Origin of the sequence: Microbispora sp. H10949 (assembly GCF_014161435.1) — a bacterium.
GTDB classification, from domain to species: domain Bacteria; phylum Actinomycetota; class Actinomycetes; order Streptosporangiales; family Streptosporangiaceae; genus Microbispora; species Microbispora triticiradicis.
Genome location: NZ_JABBWZ010000011.1, coordinates 257749 through 281245, shown reverse-complemented (window position 1 = coordinate 281245; position 23497 = coordinate 257749). Strand labels below are relative to the sequence as shown.

Genomic DNA, 23497 nt, shown 5'->3' with positions numbered 1-23497 from the left:
GGTGTAAGTTCACTACACCTTGTGTTCGGGATGGGCGTTCAGGGAGGCGATGAAGTGCACTGTCCGTTCTGTCGCCACCCGGACACACGGGTCGTGGACAGCCGCGCAGCCGAGGACGGCGCGGCCATCCGCCGCCGCCGCACCTGCCCCGAATGCGGGCGCAGGTTCACCACGCAGGAGACCGTCCTGCTGATGGTGAGCAAACGCAGCGGCGTCACCGAGCCGTTCTCCCGGGAGAAGGTCGTCGCGGGCGTACGGCGCGCCTGTCAGGGACGCCCGGTCGGCGAGGACTCCCTCGCCCAGCTCGGGCAGCGCGTGGAGGAGACCATCCGGGCCACCGGCGCCGCGGAGATCGCCTCGCACGAGGTGGGGCTGGCCATCCTGGGCCCGCTCCGCGACCTGGACGAGGTGGCGTACCTGCGGTTCGCGTCGGTCTACCGGAGCTTCGAGACGCTGGCGGACTTCGAAGCGGAGATCGAGCGGCTCAGGGCGGCCCACGGCGGCGGGGAGTAGCCGCCGGCGCCGGCGGGCGGGGCGAGGAGCGAGCCGTGCGGCGCGACGATGAGGGTGTAACGAGCGTGGTCGGAAAGAGGGGCTCCATCGGGCCCCGGGAGGGGGAAGTCATGACGGAGACCGTGAGCGGCACAGCGGCGGGTGCGGGAGGCCGGGGAGCGAAGCGTCCGCGCAAGGGCCTGAAGATGAAGCGCATCTTCACCACGCCGGGCGTCCACCCGTACGACGAGGTCCGCTGGGAGCGGCGCGACGTCGTGATGACCAACTGGCGCGACGGCTCGGTCAACTTCGAGCAGCACGGCGTGGAGTTCCCCGCCTCCTGGTCGGTCAACGCGGCCAACATCGTGACCACCAAGTACTTCCGGGGCGCGGTGGGCACCCCGCAGCGCGAGTCGAGCCTGCGGCAGCTCGTCGACCGGGTGGTGGGCGTCTACACCAGGACCGGCGTCGAGAACGGCTACTTCGCCTCCGACGAGGACGCGGAGATCTTCGACCACGAGCTCAAGCACGCCCTGATCCACCAGGTCTTCAGCTTCAACTCCCCGGTCTGGTTCAACGTCGGCACCCGCTCCCCCCAGCAGGTGAGCGCGTGTTTCATCCTCGCCGTGGACGACACGATGGAGTCGATCCTCGACTGGTACAAGGAAGAGGGCGTGATCTTCAAGGGCGGCTCGGGCTCGGGGGTCAACCTCTCCCGGATCCGCTCGTCCAAGGAGCTGCTGTCCAGCGGCGGCACGGCCAGCGGCCCGGTGTCCTTCATGCGCGGCGCCGACGCGTCCGCCGGGACCATCAAGTCGGGCGGCGCCACCCGCAGGGCGGCGAAGATGGTCGTCCTCGACGTGGACCACCCCGACATCGAGGAGTTCATCGAGACCAAGGCGCGCGAGGAGGACAAGGTCCGCGCGCTGCGCGACGCCGGGTTCGACATGGACCTCGGCGGCAAGGACATCGTGTCCGTCCAGTACCAGAACGCCAACAACTCGGTCCGCGTCTCGGACGAGTTCATGCGCGCCGTGGAGGCCGGGTCGAACTTCGGCCTGCGGGCCCGGCTGACGGGCGAGGTCATCGAGGAGGTGGAGTCCCGGTCGCTGTTCCGCAAGATGGCGCAGGCCGCCTGGGAGTGCGCCGACCCGGGCGTGCAGTACGACGACACGATCAACGACTGGCACACCTGCCCGGAGACCGGGCGCATCACGGCGAGCAACCCGTGCTCGGAGTACGTCCACCTGGACAACTCCTCGTGCAACCTCGCCTCGATCAACCTGCTGAAGTTCCTGCGCGACGACGACAGCTTCGACGTCGCGAACTTCGTGAAGATCACCGAGCTGATCATCACGGCGATGGACATCTCCATCACCTTCGCCGACTTCCCGACGCGGAAGATCGCCGAGACCACCCGGGCGTACCGGCAGCTCGGCATCGGCTACGCCAACCTGGGCGCGCTGCTGATGGCGACCGGCCACGCGTACGACTCCGACGGGGGCCGGGCGATCGCCGCGGGCATCACCTCGCTGATGACCGCCGTCTCCTACCGCCGCTCGGCCGAGCTCGCCGGGATCGTCGGCCCGTACGACGGCTACCAGCGCAACGCGGAGCCGCACAAGCGGGTCATGCGCAAGCACGCCGCGGCCAACGACAACCTGCGCACCCTTGACGACATGGACAAGGGCCTGCACGCCGAGGCCACCCGGCAGTGGCAGGAATGCCTTCGCACCGGTGAGAAGAACGGATACCGGAACGCGCAGGCCTCGCTGCTGGCGCCCACGGGAACCATCGGCCTCATGATGGACTGCGACACCACCGGCATCGAGCCCGACCTGGCGCTGGTCAAGTTCAAGAAGCTCGTCGGCGGCGGCTCCATGCAGATCGTCAACCAGACGATCCCGCGTGCGCTGCGCCGGCTGGGCTACCTGGAGGAGCAGGTCGAGGCGATCGTCGAGTACATCGCCGAGCACGGTCACGTCGTGGACGCCCCCGGCCTGCGGCCGGAGCACTACGAGGTGTTCGACTGCGCGATGGGGGAGCGGGCCATCGCCCCGATGGGCCACGTCCGGATGATGGCGGCGGTCCAGCCGTTCCTGTCCGGCGCGATCTCCAAGACCGTGAACCTGCCCGAGGCGGCCACGGTCGACGACATCGAGCAGGTCTACCTGGAGGGCTGGCGGCTCGGCCTCAAGGCGCTGGCCGTCTACCGCGACAACTGCAAGGTCGGCCAGCCGCTGTCGATCGCGAAGAAGACCTCCGAGGACGCCTCCGAGGAAGCGGCTCCGGAGTCGAAGGAGCCGGTCGTCCAGGTCGTGGAGGTCGCGCGGCCGACCCGGCGGCGGATGCCGAACCAGCGGCCCAGCACCACCACCCGCTTCACGGTGGGCGGGGCCAAGGGCTACATGACCGCCTCGTCCTACCCCGACGACGGCCTGGGCGAGGTCTTCCTCAAGATGTCCAAGCAGGGCAGCACGCTCGCGGGGGTCATGGACGCCTTCTCGGTGGCCATCTCGATCGGCCTCCAGTACGGCGTGCCGCTGGACACGTACGTGCAGAAGTTCGTCAACATGCGGTTCGAGCCCGCCGGCATGACCGACGACCCGGACGTCCGGATGGCGCAGTCCGTGATGGACTACATCTTCCGGCGGCTCGCGCTCGACTACCTGCCGTACGAGGACAGGGCGGCCCTGGGCATCTTCTCCGCCTCCGAGCGGGCCGCGCAGCAGCGCGGGGAGGACCCGGCCGCGATCCAGGACGTCGACACGGCCGCACTGGCCCAGTCGGCGCCCATCGAGAAGCGTGCCGACGCGCCGGCCGAGAACCACGTGGAGCCGGTGGCGGCGCCCGAGCCGCGCCGGGCCGGGGCCTCGCTGGAGAGCCACCAGGGCCGTACGGCGGACGCGCCGCTGTGCATGACCTGCGGCACGAAGATGCGCCCGGCCGGAAGCTGCTACGTCTGCGAGGGCTGCGGCAGCACCAGCGGCTGCAGCTGACCTACGGTTCGAACCCCGTGAGCGAAGGGGGCCGGCGGACTCGCCGGTCCCCTTCGCGCGTGCCGGAGAGGACCGGACGCCCTCCGGCCGGGAATGGCACCGGTGGTTCCCGTGTTGCCGCAGCCATGGTCATCGGATTCATCGGCAGCGGGAAGATCGGCGGCACCCTGGCGAAGCTGGCGGTCGACGCCGGCCACTCAGTGGTGCTGAGCAACTCCCGCGGGCCCCAGACGCTCACCGAACTCGTGGCCCGGCTCGGCCCGGACGCGCGCGCCGCCACCCCGGCCGAGGCCGCGGAGGCGGGCGACATCGTCGTCGTCACCATCCCCTTCGGGCGGTACCGGGAGGTCCCGGCCGAGCCGCTGAAGGGCAAGACGGTGATCGACACGAACAACTACTACTTCGAGCGGGACGGCCGTTTCCCCGAGATCGACTCGGACGAGACCAGTGACAGCGAGGTGCTCGCCGCGCACCTGCCGGAGGCCCGCGTCGTGAAGGCCTTCAACTCCATCGCCCATGTTCACCTGGCCGAGCAGGGTCTGCCCGCCGGCGCGGAGAACCGGCGGGCGCTGCCCATCGCGGGTGACGACGCCGAGGCCAAGCGGCAGGTCGCCGAGCTCATCGACTCCTTCGGCTTCGACGTGGTCGACGCGGGTCCGCTCGCGGAGGGACGCCGCTTCCAGCGGGACAAGCCCGCCTACGGCCCGCGTCTCACCGTCGCCGAGCTGCGTGACGCCCTCGCGCGAGGCTGACGGATCAGGCAGGGGCGACCGTCTGTCGGGTGCCGGTCTCCGCGGAGCGGCGGATCGCGTCGAGCAGGCCGTGCAGGCGCAGGCCGTGCGCGAAGTCCGGCACCCTCCCTCCGCCGGTGCGGAGGTCGGCGGCGAGAGCGGCGTAGAGCCCGGCGACGTTGCGCGCGTCCCCCGCCGCCTCGGGCACCGGGACGTACTCCTCGGGAACGGGCAGCTCCTTCCACGCGCCCCCCGCCGTCCCGTGCAGGCGCAGCTCGCCGATCTGCACGCCGTACGGGCTGCCGGGGCCGGTGGACACGAGCGCGAGGTCGCCCTCGGTGCCGGAGATCTCGATTCGCGTGCCCGGCTCGGTGACCTTGCCGCTGTGGAGGTGCAGGGAGACCACGGCGCCGCTCGTCATGGTCGCCGAGAGCAGGAGCTGGTCGGGGGTGTCGGCCTCGATCGTCTCGCCGCCCTCCTCGATCGTGTACTGCGGGCGCTGGACGGAGAGGGTGGCGGACAGGGAGGCGACGCCACCCAGAAGGTGCTCCACGACGTCGAGCGTGTGCCCGCCCACGACCTCCAGCAGGCCGGCCGCGCCGGCGCGGGTGACGGTGTACGCCGACCAGGACGGCAGCCTGCCGTTCGCGCCCTTGCCGACCGCCGAGTGGACGTTCACCGAGGTGACCCGGCCCACCGCGCCGTCCCGGAGCAGGTCGCGGGCGTACGTCACGGCGGGGGCGAACCGGCCCTGAAGCCCGAGCGCGTGCCGTACGCCGGCCGCGCGTGCCTGGTCGAGCAGGTCGCGCGCCTCGGTGGTCGTCCGCGCCAGCGGCCACTCGCACAGCACGTGGGTGCCGGCCTCCAGGGCGGCGCCGACGAGCTCCGCGTGCCGGGGGACCCTGACCGTGACGACGACGACGTCCACCTCGGGATGCGCGGCCAGGGCCCGGGGGTCGGTGAACGCGTGCGCGGCGCCGAACCTGCGCGCGGCCTCCCGGGCGCTGTCCTCCCGGCTGGTCGCCACGGCCGTGATCTCGTAATCCGGCAGCGTCCGCAGCGCCGGGACGTGCGCGCGCACCGCCCAGCCGCGCTCGGGGTTGGCGCCGACGATGCCCACCCGGATACTGCTCATTTCCCGCCTCCACCCAATAAGCGGACTTCTGTCGTCCGGTTACGACCAAGCATAACCGGACGCGCCGAGTCCGGTTGGTAGGCTGCGGTCATGAGCAGTCGGGACGGAGCGGTCGGCGCCCTGCTGGCGGCGGAGCAAGGGCGGACGCCACGTGCCGACGCGCGGCGCAACATGGAGCGGCTCGTGGAGGCCGCCCGGGCGGCGGTGGCCGAGATAGGAGTCGAGGTCACGGCGCACGAGATCGCCCGCAGGGCCGGTGTGGGCATCGGCACCTTCTACCGGCGCGTGTCCTCCCGCGAGGCGCTGCTGGAGGCGGTCCTCGACGAGGTGTTCGCGGAGATGGCCGACCTGGCCGCGAACGCCGCCGCCGATCCCGACCCCTGGCACGGATTCGAGACCTTCGCCGTCGCGTACGTGCGGCTGCGCGCGGAGAGTTGCGGTATCCGCGAGGCCGTCGGCGGTGCGTGCGGGCCGAACCTCTACCCGGTCCTCGGCCGAATCCAGGAAAGCGTGCGGCTTCTGGTGGAGCGCGCGCAGGAGGCGGGGGTGATGCGGAGCGACGTGGCCTGGCAGGACGTGCCGTTCCTGCTGGCGGCGGTGGCGACCGGCCCGCGCACACTCAGGCTCCGGGCCGGGGACGAGCAGTGGGGCCGTAACCTGCGCGTCGTGCTCGACGGGCTCCGTGCGCCGCGGTCGCAGGGGTTGCCGGGGACGCCGCCGGCCTGACGTTGTCGTAGATCCGCTCGCCGGCGATGCCGACGAGATCGGCGTGGGCGCGATTGCGACCGCTCCCTGAAGACACCCTCCGCCCCGGTGGGCGTTGCCACGGCGAGGACGGTACCGGTAAGGCGATGATCTGCTTTCCGCCGGCAGGTGCGCGGACCGCACGGCCTTTGCCATCTGGATGACAAATCCGACAAGATCCGTTAATTTCTGCCTCTCGTCCTCATCATCACCGGAGTCATGGCATGGTCACCGCCTTCCGCGCCACAGTCGCATTCGGCCTGCTGGCGGGCTTCTACGTGCTGGTCGCAGCCGTGCTCGGGGCCGCCGTGCTCGTCGACGTCGCCGTCATGCGGCATGTCACCGCGGGTTCGGTGAAGGTCGCGATCGTGCTCACCCTTGCCGCCCTGGCGCTGCTGCGTGGCCTCATCCTGGTCAACCGCCGCGGACGCCAGGAGGAGCCGGGCGTCGCGGTCGGCCGGGGGGACGAGCCGGTGCTCTGGCAGACGGTCGAGGAGCTGGCCGCGCGGGTGGGGACCCGCCCGCCGGACGAGATCAGGCTGGTCGCCGAGGTGAACGCGGCGGTGAGGGAGGACACGAGCTGGCTGGGGCTGCGGGCGGGCCGGCGCGTCATGTACATCGGCCTGCCCCTGCTGATGACGCTTTCGGTGGACGAGATGCGCGCGGTGCTGGGACACGAGCTCGGTCACTACAGCGGTGCGCACACGCGGCTGGGCGCGCCGGTGTACCGCGGCAGGATCGCCGTGCTGGCGGCGGTCGCATCCCTGCGCAACCACGCCTTCATCCAGAAGCTCTTCTCCCTGTACGCCAGGCTCTTCCTGCGGGTCTCCCAGGCCGTCTCCCGTCGGCAGGAGCTGGAGGCCGACCGGTTCGCGGCCGCTGTCGCGAGCCGTGAGGCCGCCGCGAACGCCCTGCGCAAGGTGCATGGCACGGCGGACGCCTGGAACCTGTTCATGGAGCGGTACGTCGGCATGACCGGCATGGCGGGCGGCCGTCCGGCCGACCTGTTCGGCGGCTTCCACGCCCTCACCGACGCGCGTCGGACGGAGATCGCCCAGGCGGACGGAGGCGGCGAAGGGGCCGGGCCGTACGACTCCCACCCGAGTCTGCCGGAGCGGCTGGCCGCGATCGCTGTCCTGCAGGACGTTCCGCACGCCCGTGACCCGCGTCCCGCGCTGGCGCTCCTGCGGGACCCCGCCATCGCCGCGCACGCTGTGGAGCAGACCTTCTGGACGGAGGAGGCACTGAGACTGCGCCCGCTGCCCTGGGAGGAGATGGTCGCCCAGGGGATGTACATGGGCGTCAACGACGAGGCGCTGCAGGACCTGTCGGCCGCCGGCCAGCGGATCGCGGGCGGGCCGGAGCCGTCCCTGGACGCCGCTCTGGAGGCGCTGGCCCGGGGTCAGGCCGCCGCCCTCCACGAGGAGCTCGTCCACCTCGGATGGCAGCCGTCGCCGGACCTGGTGGCCAAGGTCCTCGCCCGCGCCGTCGAGGGCGTGCTGATCGGCGGCGGAAGGGCCCGGTGGACGCTGTCGTGGACCGGCCCCGCCACCTTGCGCGACGCGACGGGCAGGGAAGTCGACGTCGATGAGTACGCGGCCCGGGTGGCGGCCGATCCCGCGCAGGTGCCGGGTGTGCGCCAGTGGTTCGCCCAGATGGGCGTGTCGCCGCGGCCGCGGACGCCCGTCACCCCCTGACGCCGGCCGCGGGCCGGGACAGGTCGCGGTGCGGGTACTAGTCGGTCTCGAAGGCGATCCGGCCGGTGAGCCAGCGGTAGAACTTGATCGAGAACCTGACCCAGTGGGCGATCACCGTGCTCAGGTGCTCCCTGGTCACTCCGGCGCCGATGTAGAGCTGGGAGTCTCCGACCAGCCGGAGGGCGCCGTTGTCCTGGGTGAAGGTGTAGACCTTCGGCCACATGGTGTCGGCGTTCCACTCGTTGAGCGCGGTGAGCAGCATCGGCTTGTCGTCCACCGAGTACGGCCTGTCGTAGAAGGTGCGGACCGTGAACAGGTCTCCCTCCCTGCCGAACAGGAAGAAGATGGTGAGGTGGGCGGTGGAGATCGCCAGGTCGCCCTCTGCGTCTATGGTGTGCTCGATGTCCAGCTCGTCCAGGATCTCTTCGACGAGTTCCCGGTCCGGCTGGACGACCGCTGGGGAAGGCGTCACGGTTCCATCCTGCCGCATCGTGCGGACGGCACGGGGGCGGTCGTGACAGCGGAGCCGGCAGAGAAACGAGGTGACCACCGATCCGGCGGGCGGGTGGGCGGTCACCCCGGCGCGGGGGCGTCCTGCCGCAGGCGGCCGGTCTCCGTCCGCGCGTCGACCTTCCCTGTCACGCCGCGTACGGTGACGTCGCCGTGATCGCTGCGGATCGTGACCTCGATGTCGCGCGGCACCACGAACGCGTAGTCGGTGTGGCTTTCCGCCGTGTCCCTGATCGGGCCGCAGATCGAGCCCGTGTCGTCGCACACCAGTCCGACCGTCAGCGAGCCGTCGCCCCACGACTCCACCCGGGGGCCCGCCCCCCGCGCGCGACGGGTCACCCGCACCTCGGTCACGTCGGCGCCCACGACCTCGACGTCTCCGTGGTCCGTACGCACGTCGAGGGTCCGGACGCCGTCGAAGGAGGAAGGCGAGCCGAGCATCGTGTCCGTCGTTGACACGACGAGCACCACCAGCAGCGCGACGAGCAGCGGCACCGCCGTCGCCGCCCACAGGAGGGTGCGGCCCGTCCGCCGATCGCCCGTCCACATGTACAGGTCCATGGCCTATTCGTACGGCGGGCCGCCTGCGCGGAGGTTGCAGCCCGCTTACCGGGCAGGTCTCACCGCCACGCCTGGCGCGCGGCCCACCGCTCCACCGTCGTCGTCCCCCGGTGGAGCCGCCCCTCCGGGATCGGCGGCGGCGTGGCCGCCGCGGCCGGGGCGTAGAACCCGGCGATCCCCTCGGCCGCCTCGCGGCCCACGACCGGCGTGATGAGCCGGGCGTAGTCGGCGGGCTCGACCCGCAGGTAGCGCACCGGCCTTCCTGCGGCGGAGGCCACGGCGGCGGCGATCCGGTCACCGGTGACCTCCTCCGGGCCCGTCACGACGAGCCGCGCTGGCGGCTCGGCCCCCGTCAGCGCCGCGCCGACGGCCTCCGCCAGGTCGTCGAGCGCCGACCACGGCAAGGGGGCCTCGGCCGGGAGCGGATAGACGAGTTCGCCGTGCTCGCGGACGCGCCGGGCCGACCAGGGCTGCGCCAGGTTCTCCAGGTACGGCCCAGCGGGGCCGATCACGGACGCGGCCACCCGTACGGGCAGGTCCCGGGCGAGCAGGACCCGGGCGTCGACGAACGGGACGCCCACCGGGGCCGGCGGCAGAGGCATCCCCGGATTGAACACCACCCGCGGCACGGCGGCCTCGCAGAGAGCGGCGAGCACCGACGCCGCGTGCCGCAGGGCGATCTCGCCGAACACCTGCGGAAGCTGCACGACGACCGCGTCGGCGCCCTTGTACGCCGCGGCGAGGGAGGCGGCGTCGGCCAGATCGGCGGAGGCGGAGTTCAGCGGCCGGACCTGGTGCCCGAGCGCGCGCAGCCTTCGTACGACGGGAGAGCCCTGGGTTCCGGTCGCTCCGTGCACAGCAACGATCATCTTCGTCATGCGGCCGACGGTAAGGCCAAGGTTTCATCTTTTGAAGTAGGCACTTTTCCTGTAGTAACTACAGTCATGGAAACAGACCAGGCACCGCGGCCGATCACGCCCGAAGAATGCGTCGTCACCCGGACGCTGACCTTCGTCGGCAGCAGGTGGACGCCGCTGGTCATCTGGCATCTGCTCGACGGCGTCAAGCGGTACGGCGAGCTTCGGCAGGCGCTGCCCGGGATCAGTCCCAAGACGCTGGCCGACCGACTGCAGGCCTTGGAGGAGCGCGGACTGGTCACCCGCACGGTGCACCCGGAGAAGCCGCCGCGCGTGGAGTACGCCCTGACGCCCCGCGGTTTCGCGCTCGGGCGGATCCTCGACGACGTCGCGCGGTGGGGCGAGGAGTGGGAGGACGCGGACTGACGACAGCGAGAAGCGGTCCGCGGCGATTTCCCGCGTGCTCGCTCACCCGAGCCCGCGGCAGGTGTTCACGATGCCCTCGCCACTCACTCGACGCGGGGACACGAGCCGAGTACCATGAGTGACGACGCCGCCGCTTTGCGGAGTGGTTGGAAGTGAGCCCGGGAAGATCCCTCCGGAGGTGGGGTCCCGGGCTCGCGGTTTTTCACCCGCCGATCCGGTGTATCTCCGCCGCCTCGGACAGTCGCTTGAAGTAGCCGGGATCGTCGCATCGGTAGGCCACGAGGGCTCCGGCAGCGCAATCGGCGATCCAGAGAAGCGGCTCGACTGCACCGGCCACATGCTGAATCCAGGGACGGCGAGGAATCCGATGGCGGGCCAGCAGGGCCCCCAGCAGGGCCCGGTCACGCTTGTTCTGAGTATCTTCCCGGGACTCGATGACGATCTCTGCGACCCCCGCCTTCGAAAGCTCCCAGAGCAGCCGCTCGAAGCATTTGCGCCGTCGCCGCTCCGACTTCGCCGTGGGATCACCCTCATGCACCACGAAGACGAAGAGGACGTCCAGATCTTCCAGGACGGAAATGATCTCGGCGCGGCGCCGCGCCGACTCCTTGACCCAATGGAGCTTGCGCTCGCCGCGCACATGCAGTGCGGCCATCCGGCTTCGTATGGAGGGAATGGCCTCGGTGCAGACGAGTACGGCGGCGAGGATGTACACGTCCGGATCGAGCGCGGAGTTGGACTCGGACTCGTCGATGAAGGCAGTCCAGCGTTCTTCGTCCGCGATCGCGGGAGGGGAAAGCACGCGGTACACGATACGCAATCATGCGGTGACTTTCCGTGGCTCCGCTGTGCCGCCTGCTGGGTGACGGTGGCCGCTGGGACACCGCGGCATCGGGGTAGGGGGCCCGCCGTGACCGTCAGCGGGGCAGGCGGGTGAGGATGTGCGGGGGGACGGGGTGGTGGGCTGCCCGGGGGTCGGTCACGGGAGGCTGCCACGACGTGGCGAGCGGCAGGATTCCGGCCCACACGTCGTGCGGGTCGTCGGCGTCGTCCGGGTGGCCCTCCCGCACCTTCACCGACGCCTCGTCGAGTGGGACCCCCAGGATCGTGGTCGCGGCGAGTTCCCTGCGGTCCGGCCGCCGGGCGTGGTCCCACTGGCCGGAGGCCACGTGCTCGGTCAGGCAGCGCAGGGCGGCGAGTTTGTCGTCGCCCTCCAGCACGCGCGGCACGCCGTAGATCATCGCGCTGCGGTAGTTGACCCCGTGCTCGAAGACCGAGCGGGCCAGCACGAGGCCGTCCACGTGGGTGACCGTCACGCAGACCGTCGCGCCCCGGGTGAGGCTCCGGCTCGCCACCGAGCCGTGGACGTAGAGGTGGCCGGCGTCGAAGCCGCAGACGGTGGGCACCACCATCGGGTCGCCGTCCACCACCACGCCCAGATGGCAGACGAACCCGGCCCGGAGCACGTCGAACAGCGCCTCCCGGCCGGTGCGGCCCTGCTCGCGCAGACGGCGGTGCCGGGTCCGCTCCGTGCCGGACAAAGGGGCGGACGAAGAGGCGGACGGATCACCCATAAGGGGACATTCAACCAGTCGTCGGCGTGAAACGCGCGGCCCGCCCGGCGGGCACGCCGGGCGGGCCGCGCGCCGCGTGTCACGCAGGTTCGGGCCGCGAGGCAGGACCCGACGTCCGTGGAAAACGGATGACGTTCCCGCCCGTGTAGGCCTTGAGGTCGACGATCTTCCTCTCCTGCTTGGGCCTACGGCGTAGTGCGGACCTGATGTCCCTGACCTTGGCGAGCGACGGCACCACCGTGACCATGTTGCATCCCCCCGACCGTGATGGTTCCGTTACCTTTCCGAATAGATACAGGAGGACGGGTAAAGCGGGCGTAAAGCCTCAGCCGTCACAGGAGTCTCAGTAGGGCAGGCGTCGTCCGGAGGGGGTGCGCAGGTCGAGATCGGCGGCGGGACGGCGGATTCGGCGAGGCCGGTGGATCCTGGTACGTCTCATGGCCCTTGTCCTTCCGTGACACCTGCAGACTATTCGCCCCGCCCGCCGCCGTCCTCCCGTTTTCCCACGAACGGCCGTTCTCCCGGTCCGGCCAGGTCAGACCCCCGAGCCGGGGACCGTACGGCTGATGACGCAGATCCGGTTCCAGGCGTTGATCTGCGCGACGGCCACGACCAGCGCGGCCAGCTCCTCCTGGGAGTAGTGCAGTGCGGCCTCCGCCCAGACCTCGTCCGGCACCGGGTCGGGCCGGTCGGCGAGCCGGGTCCCGGCCTCGGCCAGCGCCAGCGCGGCCCGCTCGGCGTCCGTGTAGTACGGCGCCTCCCGCCAGGCGGCCACCGACCACAGCCGCTCGTCGCTCTCCCCGGCCTTCTTCGCGTCCCGGACGTGCATGTCCAGGCAGAACGCGCAGCCGTTGATCTGGCTGGCCCGGATCTTCAGGAGCTCCAGGGTGGCGTGCGGCAGGCCGCACCCGTGCAGGAACCGCTCCACCCCCCGCATCGCCTCGATCGCCTCCGGGGCCAGCTCACGCACACTGATTCTCGCGGTCATCAAGATCCTCCTTGGAAACCCCCGCCTTCAGGCGGGGGAGGAATCGGACTCCTGCGGAGCAGGGCAGGGCAGGCGGTTCGCCGTCAGGCGAACCGCCGTGTCGAACACCTGCGCGATGCTCGACTGAGAGTGCATGATGTGAGGCGTGGCGCAGATCGTGAAGCGGGCCTACAAGTACCGCTTCTATCCCACCCCCGAGCAGGCGTCCGAGCTTGCCCGGACGTTCGGGTGCGTGCGCCTGGTGTACAACAAGGCGCTGGAGGAACGCACACGCGCCTATACCCTGGAGGGCCGCCGCGTCTCCTACGCGGAGTCCTCGGCCGCGCTGACGGCGTGGAAACGTGAGGAGGAACTGGCGTTCCTCAACGGGGTGTCCTATGTGCCGTTGCAGCAGGCGTTGCGGCATCTGCAGGCGGCGTTCGCGAACTTCTTCGCCAAGCGGGCCAGGTACCCCACCTTCAAGTCGCGGAAGAAGTCGCGGGCGGCGGCCGAGTACACCCGCTCGGCGTTCCGCTGGCGGGACGGCCGGCTCGCGCTGGCGAAGATGGACGGGCCGCTGGACATCGTGTGGTCGCGTCCGCTCCCGCAGGGGGCGAAGCCGTCCACGGTGACCGTGAGCAAGGACGCGGCGGGGCGGTGGTTCGTGTCCCTCCTGGTGGAGGAGACGATCCGCCCCCTCGCCCCCACCGGGAACGTGGTCGGGGTGGACGCGGGGATCACCAGCCTGGTGGCCCTGTCCCGCCCGATTCCCGATCTGACCGACCAGGACGGCAAGGTCGCCAGTCCCCGGCATGAGCGGCGCGGCCGCAGGCGCCTGGCCAAGGCCCAGCGTTCGCTGGCCCGCAAAGCGGCGGGCAGCGCGAACCGTGCCAAGGCCCGTCTGAAGGTCGCCCGAGCCCACGCCCGGATCGCCGACCGGCGCCGGGACTTCCTGCACAAACTCAGCACTCGGCTCGTCCGCGAGAACCAAGCGGTCGTGATCGAGGACCTGACCGTCCGCGCCATGGTCAAGAACCACTCGCTGGCCCGCGCCGTCTCCGATGCGAGCTGGCGAGAGTTGCGGTCGATGCTGGAGTACAAAGCCGGGTGGTACGGGCGGGAACTGGTCGTGATCGACCGGTGGTTCCCCTCCTCCAAGCTGTGCTCGGCCTGCGGGACCCTGCAAGAGTCGATGCCGTTGGACGTCCGGGTCTGGGAGTGTGCCTGCGGCGCGGTCCATGACCGGGATGTCAACGCCGCCAGGAACATCCTCGCCGCCGGGCTGGCGGAGAGGTGAAACGCCTGTGGAGCTGGTGTAAGACCTCAACGAGAGCCCTCTCGGACGAGGCGACCGGCAATGAAGCAGGAAACCCGACCGGCGACGGTCGGAATCCTGTCCCTTGAGGGAGGGGAGGATGTCAACGTCGGTTCCTCGTCTCGTCGGCCCGCTTCAGGCGGGCGAGTTTCTCCGGGTTCAGGACCATGTCGACGGCGGTGATCCGGCCGCCCGCGACGGTGAGCCCGATCACCGTCACCAGCCGCCCCTCGCGGTAGCGCAGCAGCCCGGGCCGGCCGTTCACCGAGGCGGGCACCAGCTCGAATCGGCCGAACCTGCGCAGGCCCGTCAGCAGCCGGGCGACCTTCGCGGCGCCCAGGACCGGCCGCCGCGCCGCGCGCACCACTCCGCCGCCGTCGCTGCGCAGCACGACCTCCGGATCGAGCAGCGCGAGCAGCGCGCCGATGTCGTCGCCGAGGCAGGCACGGGCGAAGGCGTCCACCACCCGCCGGTGCGCGGAGGGATCCACGTCGAACCGGGGAGCGCGGGACGCGACGTGCGTCCGCGCCCGGGCGGCGAGCTGCCGGCAGGCGGCCGGGCTGCGCCCGACCGCCTCGCCCACCTCGGTGAACGTCAGGCCGAACACGTCGTGCAGCACGAAGGCGGTCCGCTCGGCCGGGCTCAGCGACTCCAGCACGACGAGCATGGCCATGCTGATCGACTCGTCCAGCGTCACCCGCTCCGCCGGCCCGGGTTCACCAACCACGGGCCCACCGGCCACGGGACCGGTGAGAACAGGCTCGGGCAGCCACGGCCCCACGTACTCCTCCCGGCGGTGCCGGGCCGAGCGCAGCACGTCGAGGGCGAGCCGGGAGACGGTGACCACCAGCCACCCGACCACGTCGCCGATCTCCGCGCCGCCCTCCTCCCGGTGGCGGCGCAGCCGCAGCCAGGCGTCCTGCACGACGTCCTCGGCCTCGTCGAGGCTGCCGAGCAGCCCGTACGCGACGCCGAGCAGCCGGGGCCGCAGCGCCTCGAACCCGGCGCCCCCGCCGATCCCGCCGCCGTCATGGTCGTCCACGTGCTGAGGACGAGACAGCCCCTCCATGTGTGACATCCCCCCGCCGCCCGAGTTCAGGCGGAGTCGCGTACGACCAGCGTCGTGGGGAGGATGACCGGCTCGACGCGGTCGGCGCCGTCGACCAGTTCGAGCAGGAGGCGTACGGTCTCCTCGGCCACCTGGGCGAGCGGCTGCCGGATCGTGGTCAGCGGCGGGTGCGTGGAGACGGCGATCGACGAGTCGTCGAAGCCGCCCACCGCCACGTCGTCGGGCACCCGCCGGCCCGCGGCCCGCAGCGTCGCCAGGGCCCCGGCCGCCATCAGGTCGGAGGCCACGAACACCGCGTCGAGGTCGGGCGCGCGCTCCAGCAGCCGCGCCATCGCGCTCTCGCCGCTGAGCTGAGTCCAGTCGCCGTGCTCGATGAGCCGCCTGGACGCCTTGCGGCCGAGCACGTCGGCGAAGCCCTCCAGCCGCTGGACCCCGCCGGGGGTGTCCATCGGGCCGGTGATGGTGGCGATCCTCCTGCGGCCCTGCTCGACCAGGTAACGAGCCATCTGCCGGGCGCCCTCGCGGTCGTCCGCGGCGGCGTACGGGATCGCGTTCTCCCGCCCGACCACCGCGCCCTGCGCGACCGCCGGCACCCTGGTCTTCACCAGGGCGTCCGCCAGTGTGTCGCCGGCGTGGGTGGACACCAGGAACACCCCGTCGGCGTGGCCGCCGCGCACGTAGCGGAGCACCCGCTCGCGGTCCCCGTCGTCACCGGCCAGCATGACGACCAGGGAGACGTCGCGCTCGGCCAGGCGTCGGATCGCGGTGCGGATCAGCACCCCGTAGTTGGGGTCCTCGAAGACCTTCTCGTGCGGTTCGGACAGCACCATGACCACCGACCCCGTCCGCTGCGTGACCAGGCTGCGGGCGTTGCGGTTGACGATGTAGCCGGTCTCGGCGATCGCCCGGCGGACGGCGGCGTGGGCGGCCGGGCTCACGTACCGGTCGTCGTTGAGCACGCGGGAGACCGTGCCGCGCGAGACGCCGGCCGCCGCGGCGACGTCGTGGATGGTCGGGCGCTTCGCCATGGTCGTATTGTCCCCCCGCCGATCAGCGCGTTCTCCCCCGCCCAGCTCAGCTTTTCACGGCTCCGCCGGACAGGTCGGCCCGCCAGTGGCGCTGCATGGTGAGGAACAGCGCGACGAGCGGAACGAGCGACAGCAGCGTCCCCGTGATGATCAGGTTGTAGAGCGAGGGCTGGTTGGCCCCCGCGGCGAGCAGGGTGTACAGGCCGACCGTCAGCGGGAACCGGTGGTCGTCGCCCAGCATGATGAACGGCAGCAGGAAGTTGTTCCAGATCGCGACGAACTGGAAAAGGAAGATCGTCACCATGGCCGGGGTGAGCATCGGCAGCGCCACCCGGTGGAACAGCCGCCACTCGCCCGCGCCGTCCAGCCGGCCCGCCTCCAGCAGCGAGGCCGGGACCGCGGCCCGCGCGTAGATCCTGGCCAGATAGACGCTGTACGGGCTGAGGACCTGGGGCAGCAGCACCGACCAGTAGGTGCCGGCCAGGCCCGCCTCGGAGAACAGCAGATACTGCGGGATCGCCAGCACGACGGGCGGCACCAGGATCCCGCCGACGAGCAGGTTGAAGATCAGGCCGCGGCCGGGGAAGGCGTACGTGGCGAGGGCGTACCCCGAGACGGTGGCCACCGCGGTCGCCAGGACCGCGCCGCCCCCGGCGTACAGGGCCGTGTTGAGCAGCCACAGCCAGAAGACGCCGTCGCGGTAGGCGAACAGGTCGGCCAGGTTGGACAGCAGGCCGGTGCCGGGCGAGAAGGTCGGCGTGGAGAACAGCTCGGCCTTGGACTTGGTGGCCGCGACCACCACCCAGCTCACCGGGAACAGGGTGTAGACCGCGCCCAGCACGAGCACTCCCGAGGGGACGATCCCGGCCGGCCGGCGTGCCCCGGCCCGCGTGGCGGCGGCCATCAGCCCTCCCCGAACGCGTGGTTCTTCACGATCCGCAGGAAACCGAACGACACCACGACGGAGATCCCCGCGATCACCATGGACGTCGCGGCGGCCGAGTGGAGGTCGCCGGTGACGAACGCGTCGCGGTACACCTTCATCAACGGGCTCCAGGTCGAGCTGATCGTGTTGGTCAGCGGCCGCAGCGTGGTCGGCTCGGTGAACACCTGGATGGTCGCGACCACGGAGAACACGGTGGTCAGGATGATCGCCGGGACGAGGATCGGGATCTTGATCCGCAGCGCGATCCCCAGTTCGCCCGCGCCGTCGATCCTGGCCGCCTCGTAGTACTCGCGCGGCACGGCCCGCAGGTTCGTGTACAGCACCAGCATGTTGAAGCCGGTGCCGCCCCACACCGCCACGTTGGCCATCGAGAACGTGACCACGCCGGCGCCCAGGAACGCGTGGTCGCCGAACGGGCTGAGGCCGGGCAGGTAGAGGAACCCCCACATCAGCGTGGCGGCCACCCCCGGCACGGCGTACGGCAGGTAGATCGAGATCCGGGTGAGCCGGGCCAGCCGCACGTGCGCCGCGTCGAGCATCAGCGCGAACACCAGGGCGAGCCCCAGCATCAGCGCGAGCACGAGCGCGCCGTAGCCGAGGACGCGCAGCCAGCCGGCCCACAGCTCGCCGTCCCCGGCGGCCGCGGCGTAGTTGCCGAGCCCGGCGAAGACCTCCGTACGGGCGCCCCTGCCGAGGCCGAGACCGGAGACCTTCGTGCGGCGCAGGCTCAGGTAGCCGGTGTAGCCGATGGGCAGGGCCATGAACAGCGTGAACAACACCATGGCCGGGGCGAGGAACAGGTAGGGCACGGCGCCCGCGCGACGCGTCGGGGCCCCCTTTCCCGGACGCCTCACTGGGCGAGGGTGAAGCCGGTCTTGCGCATGTCCGCGACGGTGGTGTCCTGCATCGTCCGGACGGCGGCGGTGAAGTCCGACCTGGCCGCGACGGCCTTGTCGAACGCGTCGCGGTAGGCGTTGTACGTCACGTTCACGTCAGGGCCGAAGGTGAAGCCGCGGGCGGTGGCGCCGATGGCGGCGGCCTGCTTCCAGAAGTCGGGCTGGTTGGAGAAGTAACCGGGGGCCTCGGTCATCAGCGCGGCGCCCTTCGCGGAGGCCGGGTAGACCGCGCCCTCCTCGATCAGCAGCCCGAGCGCCTGCGGGTCGGTGTTCAGCCAGGTGGCGAACGTCGCCGCCGCGGCCCTGCTGGGCGACTTGGCGGCGACGGCGGTGGAGGAGCCGCCCCAGAAGCCGCTGTGGTTCTCGCCGGCGTTCCACTGGGGGAGCGGCGCGACGGCCCACTTGCCCTTGCCCTTCGGCGCGTTGCTGGACAGCACGCCCGGGCCCCACACCGCCGACGGCCAGGTGAGCAGCCTGCCGTCGTTGAGCGCCTTGTTCCACTCCGGGGTGAAGTAGGGCATGTCGTCGATGACGCCCTCCTTCACCAGTCCGCCCCAGTAGGAGGCGACCTTCCTGGTCGGCTCGTCGTCGACCGCGACCTTCCAGGCGTCGCCGTGGATCGACCACCACTGGGCGCCCGCCTGCTGGGAGAGCCCGGCGAACCAGCCCGGGTCCTTGCTGGAGAACGTGCCGAGGAAGACCTTCGGGTCCTTCCGGCGTACGACGCGGGCGGCCTCGGCGTACTCGTCCCACGTCTTCGGCACCTCGATGCCGTACTTGTCGAACAGGTCCCGCCGGTAGTACAGCATCATCGGCCCGCTGTCCTGGGGGACCGCGTAGACGGCGTCGGTGCCGAGCGTCACCAGCCCCCAGACGCCCTCGCCGAACTCGCCCTTCGCCTGCGCGGTCTCCGCTTTGATGTCGGCCACGGCGTCGGCGGCGACGAAGGAGGGCAGCATCTGGTACTCGGCCTGGACCAGGTCGGGCGGGTTGCCCGCCCTGGCGGCGGTGAGGAACTTGGCCGCCGCGTCGTCCCCGCCCGCCTGCTTGCTCACCGTGACCTGGATGTCGGGATGAGCCTGGTTCCACACGCTGACGATCTTGTCCATGTTCGGGACCCAGGTCCAGTACGTGAGCTTGACCGGGCCGCCGGAGGCGGCGGCGCCGCCGGTGGTGGCGGAGGGCTCGCCGGAGCCGCCGGAGCAGGCCGCGCAGAGCGTGGCGACGAGGATCGCGGCCGTGGCCGGCCGGTACACGCGCATGTGTTCCTCCAGGCGGGTGGAGAATGTCTGGGAGCGTTCACAGACTGAAGAGTCGCTCCCGCGCTGTCAATGGCCGTTACGCGGTTGTTAACGGTCCTCCCTTATCTGGGTGAATCGCTCCGTGCCTTCTCGGAGTCGCACTTGTGGACTACTGTGCACGTTCACAGACGAAGAACTGAGGGGGAGACGTGCCCGGTTATCCCGTCCTGCCCGAGGGCCTCGCCTACGGCGGCGACTACAACCCCGAGCAGTGGCCGGAGGAGGTGTGGCGGGAGGACGTCCGGCTGATGCGGGAGGCCGGGGTGAACCTGGTCACCGTGGGCGTCTTCAACTGGGGGCTGATCGAGCCGCGGGAGGGCGAGTTCGACTTCGCCCGGCTCGACCGGATCCTCGACCTGCTCCACTCGGCGGGGGTGTACGCCGGCCTCGCCACCCCCACCTCCTCGCCGCCCACGTGGTTCCGCCACCGGCACCCCGGCAGCCGCCTCGTCGACGAGGAGGGCCGCGTGCTCGGCGGGGGCTCCCGGCACAGCTTCTGCCCCAGCTCGCCCGACTACGCCGCCGCGTCGGAGCGGGTCGTCGCCGCCCTGGCCGCCCGATACTCCGGGCACCCCGCCGTGGCCATGTGGCACGTGCACAACGAGTACGGCTGGGCCAACGCGCACTGCTACTGCCCGGTCTCGGCCGAGGCGTTCCGCGCCTGGCTGCGGGAGAAGTACGGCGAGGTGGGCGCGCTCAACGCCGCCTGGGGCACCGTCTTCTGGGGGCTGACCTACGGATCCTTCGACGAGGTCGAGCCGCCCGTCACCGCGCCGCCCGGCCTCCTCACCGGGCTCCGGCTCGACTTCATGCGCTTCTCCGTCGACGCCCACATCGCCTGCTTCCGCCGGGAGCGCGAGACGATCCGCCGCTTCGGCGACCTGCCGGTCACGACCAACTTCATGATCCCCAACTGCAAGCCGATGGACTACTGGCGCTGGGCGGAGGAGGTCGACGTCGTGGCCAACGACCACTACCTCGTCGCGGCGCGCGCCGACTCGCACATCGAGCTGGCCCTGGCCGCCGATCTCACCCGGTCGGTCGCCGGAGGCCGTCCCTGGATGCTCATGGAGCACTCGACCGGCGCGGTGAACTGGCAGCCGCGCAACGTGGCCAAGCGGCCGGGGGAGATGCGCCGCAACACGCTCGCCCATGTGGCGCGGGGCTCGGACTCGGCGATGTTCTTCCAGTGGCGCGCCTCCCGCCACGGCGCGGAGAAGTTCCACTCGGCGATGGTGCCGCACGCCGGCGCGGACTCGGAGGTCTGGCGTGACGTGGTCGCGCTCGGCGCGGACCTCCGCCGTCTCGGCGGGGTGCGGGGGGCGCGGGTGAGGGCCGAGGTCGCGCTCGTCTGGGACTGGGAGTCCTACTGGGCCGTCGAGTTCGAGTGGCGGCCCTCGGCCGACCTGCGCTTCCGGGACCGGGTGGAGGCATTCTACGAGGCGTTGTGGCGTGAGCACGTCACCGCCGACTTCGTCCACCCGTCGGCCGACCTGTCGCCGTACCGGCTGGTCGTCCTGCCCAGCTCCTACCTGCTCGGCGAGGGACCGGCCAAGAACCTGCACCGCTACGTGGAGGCGGGCGGTCACCTGCTGGTCTCCTGCTTCTCAGGGATCGTCGACGAGAACGACACCATCCACGCGGGGCCGTACCCGGGGGCGCTGCGCGAGGTGCTCGGCCTGGTGGTCGAGGAGTTCCACCCGCTCCGCGAGCACGAGACGGTGCCGCTGCGGCGAGCACAGGAGCCGGAAGGCCAGGGCCCGGTGGGCCGGATCTGGTCCGAGCGCGTACGGCTCGCGGGGGCGCGGGCCGTGCACGAGTTCGCCGGCGGCCCCGACGCCGGGCATCCCGCCGTCACCCGGCACGACCTGGGCGGGGGAACGGCGTGGTACGTCGCCACCGCCCTCGACCCGGCGCCCGGCGACGGCGCGCACGAGGCCGACCTGCGCGGGCTGGTCGCCCGGGTTCTCGACCACGCGGGCGTGTCCCGGCCGCGCGGCGTGCCCGACACCCTGGAGGTCGTCCGGCGGGGCGACCACCTCTTTCTCGTCAACCACGCGGACGCCGAGGTGACGGTCGGCGGGGTGACCGGAACGGGCGTGCTGGACGGCGCCGCCTACTCGGGGTCGGCGACGGTGCCCGCCGGAGGCGTCGTCGTGGTCCGCACCTGACCGCGCCCGGCAGTGCTCGCCTGAAAGTGTGTGAAAGCACCTGAAATCAGCTGAAAGCTCCCTCGGTGCTGCCGGGGGCGGGGGATCCTTTCGGGGGAATCCGTCACATCCTCTCCTGACCGGAGGACACATGAGAAAGATCCTGGCGGCGCTCGTCGCCTGCGCCGCCGCGGCTCTGGCCGCCGGGCCGCCGGCGCTCGCCGCGGCCCCGCTGACCATGCTCGGCGCCGACGTCTCCTCCGTACAACGCGCCCTGGACCTGGGCGCGAGGTACTACGACGCGGCCGGCAACCAGAGGGACCCGCTGGACATCCTCAAGGGCGTCGGCGTCAACTACGTCCGCCTGCGGATCTGGAACAACCCCGCCAGCGGCTACAACAACAAGGCCAAGGTGCTGCAGTACGCCAGGACGGTGAAGGCCAAGGGCCTGAAGCTGCTGATCGACTTCCACTACTCGGACACCTGGGCGGACCCGGGCAAGCAGTACAAGCCCGCCGCGTGGGCCGGCCACGGGATCGGCCAGTTGCAGAGCGACGTCTACAACTACACCTACGACGTGTGCTCCAGCCTCAAGGCGCAGGGCACGACTCCCGACAGCGTGCAGATCGGCAACGAGATTAACGTCGGCATGCTGTGGAACGACGGCAAGGTCGTCAACAACGACTTCACCAACCTGAGCCTGCTGCTCAAGGCGGGCTACAACGCGACGAAGGCGTGCAACGGCGGGACCCAGGTGATCATCCACACCGCGGACGCCGACAGCGACGCCAACGCCCGCTGGTTCTACGACGGCATCAGGGCCAAGGGCGTCGCCTGGGACATCACCGGCCTGTCGTACTACTGCATGTGGCACGGCACGCTGTCCAACCTCTCCTGGGTGATCTCGGACATGCGGTCCCGCTACGGGAAGCCCGTCGTCATCGCGGAGACGGCGTACCCGTTCACCCCCGACAACGCCGACTCCACGGGCAACTCGGTCACGTCGGGGTGTTCCGGGTACGGCCTCACCTGGCAGGGGCAGGGCGCGGAGTTCACGGCGGTGCAGAACACGGCCCGCGACGCGGGCGCCGTCGGCGTCTTCTACTGGGAGCCGACCTGGTACGCGGTGCCCGGCAACGGCTGGGACCCGGCCAACATCAACGGCAGCGGCGACGGCTGGGACAACATGGCCGTGTTCAACTGGACCGGCCACATCAACCCGAACGTCAGGTGGACCCCCTAGAGCCTGTCCGACCCCGCTGCCGGACGCGCGAGGGCGGCCACCCCGGCCGCCCTCACCCATCCGGGGACGACACGGACCCCGATGACCGGCGCGGGCCGCGCGCCTTGCGGTACACCTGTGAGGTGAGCCGGACGGGGCTGGGGGCCGTTATGGAGAGCATGAGAACTTCGCGTGTCACGCTGCTGTCGCTGGCGGTTCTTTGCACGGCGGCCCTGACGGGCCCGGCCGAGGCGACGACGGCGCCGAGGAAGTCGCTGGTCGAACTGCGCGAGCAGGGCGGGTTCGCGGGGCTGGACGACCGCGTGCGCGTCTACACCGACGGCTGCGCCCTGCTGAGCCGCCGTACGGGGCCGGTCGTGCGCAGGTGCCTGACGGCGTCCGAGTGGCGCGGCTTGCGCGGGGCGTTGAAGAACCTGCGGCTCGGCCGGTCCGAGGCCCCGCCGCAGGGGGCCGACTTCCTCGCGTACGGCCTGACGTACCAGGGGCGCCGGGTCACCCGCTACACCCTGCCGCCGTCCTGGCGGCCGGTGGTGGACCGGCTGCAGCGGGTCCTGGCGAAGTACCAGGCGCCCCGGTAGCCGAGAAGGTCAGGGCTCGGGGACGGCCTCCCACTCGCGGCAATGGCTGAGCGCGTAGTGGTGGTAGATCATGCCGACGGCCGGCCGCGGCCAGCCGGGCATGGCGTCGTCGTCCGGGGGAGAGGCCGGCTCGCCGATGTCGGCGGCGGTGACGGACTGCCCGCCGGGACCGCAGACGCAGCCGGGGCTGCCCTCGTGGTCGATCACGTCGTCCAGCGGCATCACGTGTACGAACCTGTCCATCCACATCACCTGCCCTTGACCGAGGATTGCGGACA

Annotated in this window: 22 protein-coding genes and 1 pseudogene; 10 read left to right on the top strand and 13 right to left on the bottom strand. The window is 71.3% G+C overall.

Going from position 1 to position 23497, the window contains the following annotated elements; translation table 11 throughout:
- Nucleotides 1-54 precede the first annotated feature (54 nt).
- The 3 genes from nrdR (at nucleotide 55) to HHX40_RS27895 (ending at nucleotide 4243) form a co-directional block, all read left to right on the top strand.
- The gene (gene nrdR, locus HHX40_RS27905; RefSeq protein WP_111697938.1) at nucleotides 55-513 is read left to right on the top strand and encodes a transcriptional regulator NrdR; all 459 of its coding nucleotides are present in this window, start codon (nucleotides 55-57) and stop codon (nucleotides 511-513) included.
- A 110-nt stretch (nucleotides 514-623) separates the two neighbouring features.
- Nucleotides 624-3491, top strand: coding sequence for a vitamin B12-dependent ribonucleotide reductase (locus HHX40_RS27900; RefSeq protein ID WP_182882940.1), 2868 nt, complete (start codon nucleotides 624-626; stop codon nucleotides 3489-3491).
- 125 nt (nucleotides 3492-3616) lie between these two features.
- The gene (locus tag HHX40_RS27895; RefSeq protein WP_111697940.1) at nucleotides 3617-4243 is read left to right on the top strand and encodes an NADPH-dependent F420 reductase; all 627 of its coding nucleotides are present in this window, start codon (nucleotides 3617-3619) and stop codon (nucleotides 4241-4243) included.
- A 4-nt stretch (nucleotides 4244-4247) separates the two neighbouring features.
- Here HHX40_RS27895 and HHX40_RS27890 read toward each other — a convergent pair whose 3' ends face one another.
- Nucleotides 4248-5357 carry a Gfo/Idh/MocA family protein gene (locus HHX40_RS27890; RefSeq protein WP_182882939.1) on the bottom strand — a complete coding sequence of 370 codons (1110 nt, stop codon included), beginning with the start codon at nucleotides 5355-5357 and terminating at the stop codon, nucleotides 4248-4250.
- A 90-nt stretch (nucleotides 5358-5447) separates the two neighbouring features.
- On the opposite strand from HHX40_RS27890, the gene HHX40_RS27885 reads away from it, so the two are divergent.
- Nucleotides 5448-6083 (top strand): TetR/AcrR family transcriptional regulator, encoded by a 636-nt coding sequence (locus HHX40_RS27885; RefSeq protein ID WP_182876563.1) that lies wholly within the window; start codon nucleotides 5448-5450, stop codon nucleotides 6081-6083.
- A gap of 242 nt (nucleotides 6084-6325) precedes the next feature.
- Nucleotides 6326-7798, top strand: a complete 1473-nt coding sequence (locus tag HHX40_RS27880) for a M48 family metallopeptidase (protein WP_182882938.1) — start codon at nucleotides 6326-6328, stop codon at nucleotides 7796-7798.
- Between the two features lie 37 nt (nucleotides 7799-7835).
- Here the strand turns inward: HHX40_RS27880 and HHX40_RS27875 are convergent, their stop codons facing one another.
- From HHX40_RS27875 to HHX40_RS27865, 3 genes are all read right to left on the bottom strand, one after another.
- The gene (locus tag HHX40_RS27875) at nucleotides 7836-8270 is read right to left on the bottom strand and encodes a YbjN domain-containing protein (RefSeq protein ID WP_182882937.1); all 435 of its coding nucleotides are present in this window, start codon (nucleotides 8268-8270) and stop codon (nucleotides 7836-7838) included.
- Nucleotides 8271-8371: 101 nt separating this feature from the next.
- Complete coding sequence (locus HHX40_RS27870; protein ID WP_182882936.1) at nucleotides 8372-8869, bottom strand: hypothetical protein; 498 nt, start codon at nucleotides 8867-8869, stop codon at nucleotides 8372-8374.
- A 59-nt stretch (nucleotides 8870-8928) separates the two neighbouring features.
- The gene (locus HHX40_RS27865; protein ID WP_182882935.1) at nucleotides 8929-9747 is read right to left on the bottom strand and encodes an SDR family oxidoreductase; all 819 of its coding nucleotides are present in this window, start codon (nucleotides 9745-9747) and stop codon (nucleotides 8929-8931) included.
- Between the two features lie 66 nt (nucleotides 9748-9813).
- Between HHX40_RS27865 and HHX40_RS27860 the strand changes: the two genes are divergently transcribed.
- A complete protein-coding gene (locus HHX40_RS27860) occupies nucleotides 9814-10152 on the top strand; it encodes a winged helix-turn-helix transcriptional regulator (protein ID WP_138462595.1) in 339 nt (112 codons plus the stop codon).
- Nucleotides 10153-10354: 202 nt separating this feature from the next.
- Here the strand turns inward: HHX40_RS27860 and HHX40_RS27855 are convergent, their stop codons facing one another.
- The 3 genes from HHX40_RS27855 to HHX40_RS27845 form a co-directional block, all read right to left on the bottom strand.
- Nucleotides 10355-10963 carry a DUF3800 domain-containing protein gene (locus tag HHX40_RS27855; RefSeq protein WP_220499649.1) on the bottom strand — a complete coding sequence of 203 codons (609 nt, stop codon included), beginning with the start codon at nucleotides 10961-10963 and terminating at the stop codon, nucleotides 10355-10357.
- Nucleotides 10964-11069: 106 nt separating this feature from the next.
- Complete coding sequence (locus HHX40_RS27850) at nucleotides 11070-11693, bottom strand: pyridoxamine 5'-phosphate oxidase family protein (protein WP_310738321.1); 624 nt, start codon at nucleotides 11691-11693, stop codon at nucleotides 11070-11072.
- 568 nt (nucleotides 11694-12261) lie between these two features.
- A complete protein-coding gene (locus HHX40_RS27845; RefSeq protein ID WP_182882932.1) occupies nucleotides 12262-12714 on the bottom strand; it encodes a carboxymuconolactone decarboxylase family protein in 453 nt (150 codons plus the stop codon).
- A 145-nt stretch (nucleotides 12715-12859) separates the two neighbouring features.
- Here HHX40_RS27845 and HHX40_RS27840 point away from each other — a divergent pair.
- Nucleotides 12860-14077 (top strand): annotated as a pseudogene (locus HHX40_RS27840) (RNA-guided endonuclease InsQ/TnpB family protein); the annotation flags it as partial.
- 34 nt (nucleotides 14078-14111) lie between these two features.
- Here HHX40_RS27840 and sigJ read toward each other — a convergent pair.
- Genes sigJ through HHX40_RS27815 form a run of 5 tightly spaced genes read right to left on the bottom strand, consistent with a single transcriptional unit; the run spans nucleotide 14112 to nucleotide 19209 of the window.
- Nucleotides 14112-15050 (bottom strand): RNA polymerase sigma factor SigJ, encoded by a 939-nt coding sequence (gene sigJ, locus HHX40_RS27835; protein WP_310738320.1) that lies wholly within the window; start codon nucleotides 15048-15050, stop codon nucleotides 14112-14114.
- 53 nt (nucleotides 15051-15103) lie between these two features.
- On the bottom strand, nucleotides 15104-16105 hold the full coding sequence (locus HHX40_RS27830; RefSeq protein WP_182882929.1) for a LacI family DNA-binding transcriptional regulator: 1002 nt from the start codon (nucleotides 16103-16105) through the stop codon (nucleotides 15104-15106).
- Nucleotides 16106-16151: 46 nt separating this feature from the next.
- Nucleotides 16152-17009, bottom strand: a complete 858-nt coding sequence (locus HHX40_RS27825; RefSeq protein ID WP_182882928.1) for a carbohydrate ABC transporter permease — start codon at nucleotides 17007-17009, stop codon at nucleotides 16152-16154.
- Nucleotides 17009-17905, bottom strand: a complete 897-nt coding sequence (locus tag HHX40_RS27820) for a sugar ABC transporter permease (RefSeq protein ID WP_310738319.1) — start codon at nucleotides 17903-17905, stop codon at nucleotides 17009-17011. Before HHX40_RS27820 ends, HHX40_RS27825 begins: the two co-directional genes overlap by 1 nt.
- Complete coding sequence (locus HHX40_RS27815) at nucleotides 17902-19209, bottom strand: ABC transporter substrate-binding protein (protein WP_182882927.1); 1308 nt, start codon at nucleotides 19207-19209, stop codon at nucleotides 17902-17904. The genes HHX40_RS27820 and HHX40_RS27815 overlap by 4 nt, the downstream gene beginning before the upstream one ends.
- Nucleotides 19210-19397: 188 nt before the next feature.
- On the opposite strand from HHX40_RS27815, the gene HHX40_RS27810 reads away from it, so the two are divergent.
- From HHX40_RS27810 to HHX40_RS27800, 3 genes are all read left to right on the top strand, one after another.
- Nucleotides 19398-21419, top strand: a complete 2022-nt coding sequence (locus tag HHX40_RS27810; protein WP_310738318.1) for a beta-galactosidase — start codon at nucleotides 19398-19400, stop codon at nucleotides 21417-21419.
- Between the two features lie 130 nt (nucleotides 21420-21549).
- On the top strand, nucleotides 21550-22641 hold the full coding sequence (locus tag HHX40_RS27805) for a glycoside hydrolase family 53 protein (RefSeq protein ID WP_138462590.1): 1092 nt from the start codon (nucleotides 21550-21552) through the stop codon (nucleotides 22639-22641).
- A 158-nt stretch (nucleotides 22642-22799) separates the two neighbouring features.
- Nucleotides 22800-23219 (top strand): hypothetical protein, encoded by a 420-nt coding sequence (locus tag HHX40_RS27800; RefSeq protein WP_133306217.1) that lies wholly within the window; start codon nucleotides 22800-22802, stop codon nucleotides 23217-23219.
- Nucleotides 23220-23228: 9 nt separating this feature from the next.
- Here HHX40_RS27800 and HHX40_RS27795 read toward each other — a convergent pair whose 3' ends face one another.
- On the bottom strand, nucleotides 23229-23462 hold the full coding sequence (locus HHX40_RS27795; RefSeq protein WP_182882926.1) for a hypothetical protein: 234 nt from the start codon (nucleotides 23460-23462) through the stop codon (nucleotides 23229-23231).
- Between the last annotated feature and the right edge of the window lie 35 nt (nucleotides 23463-23497).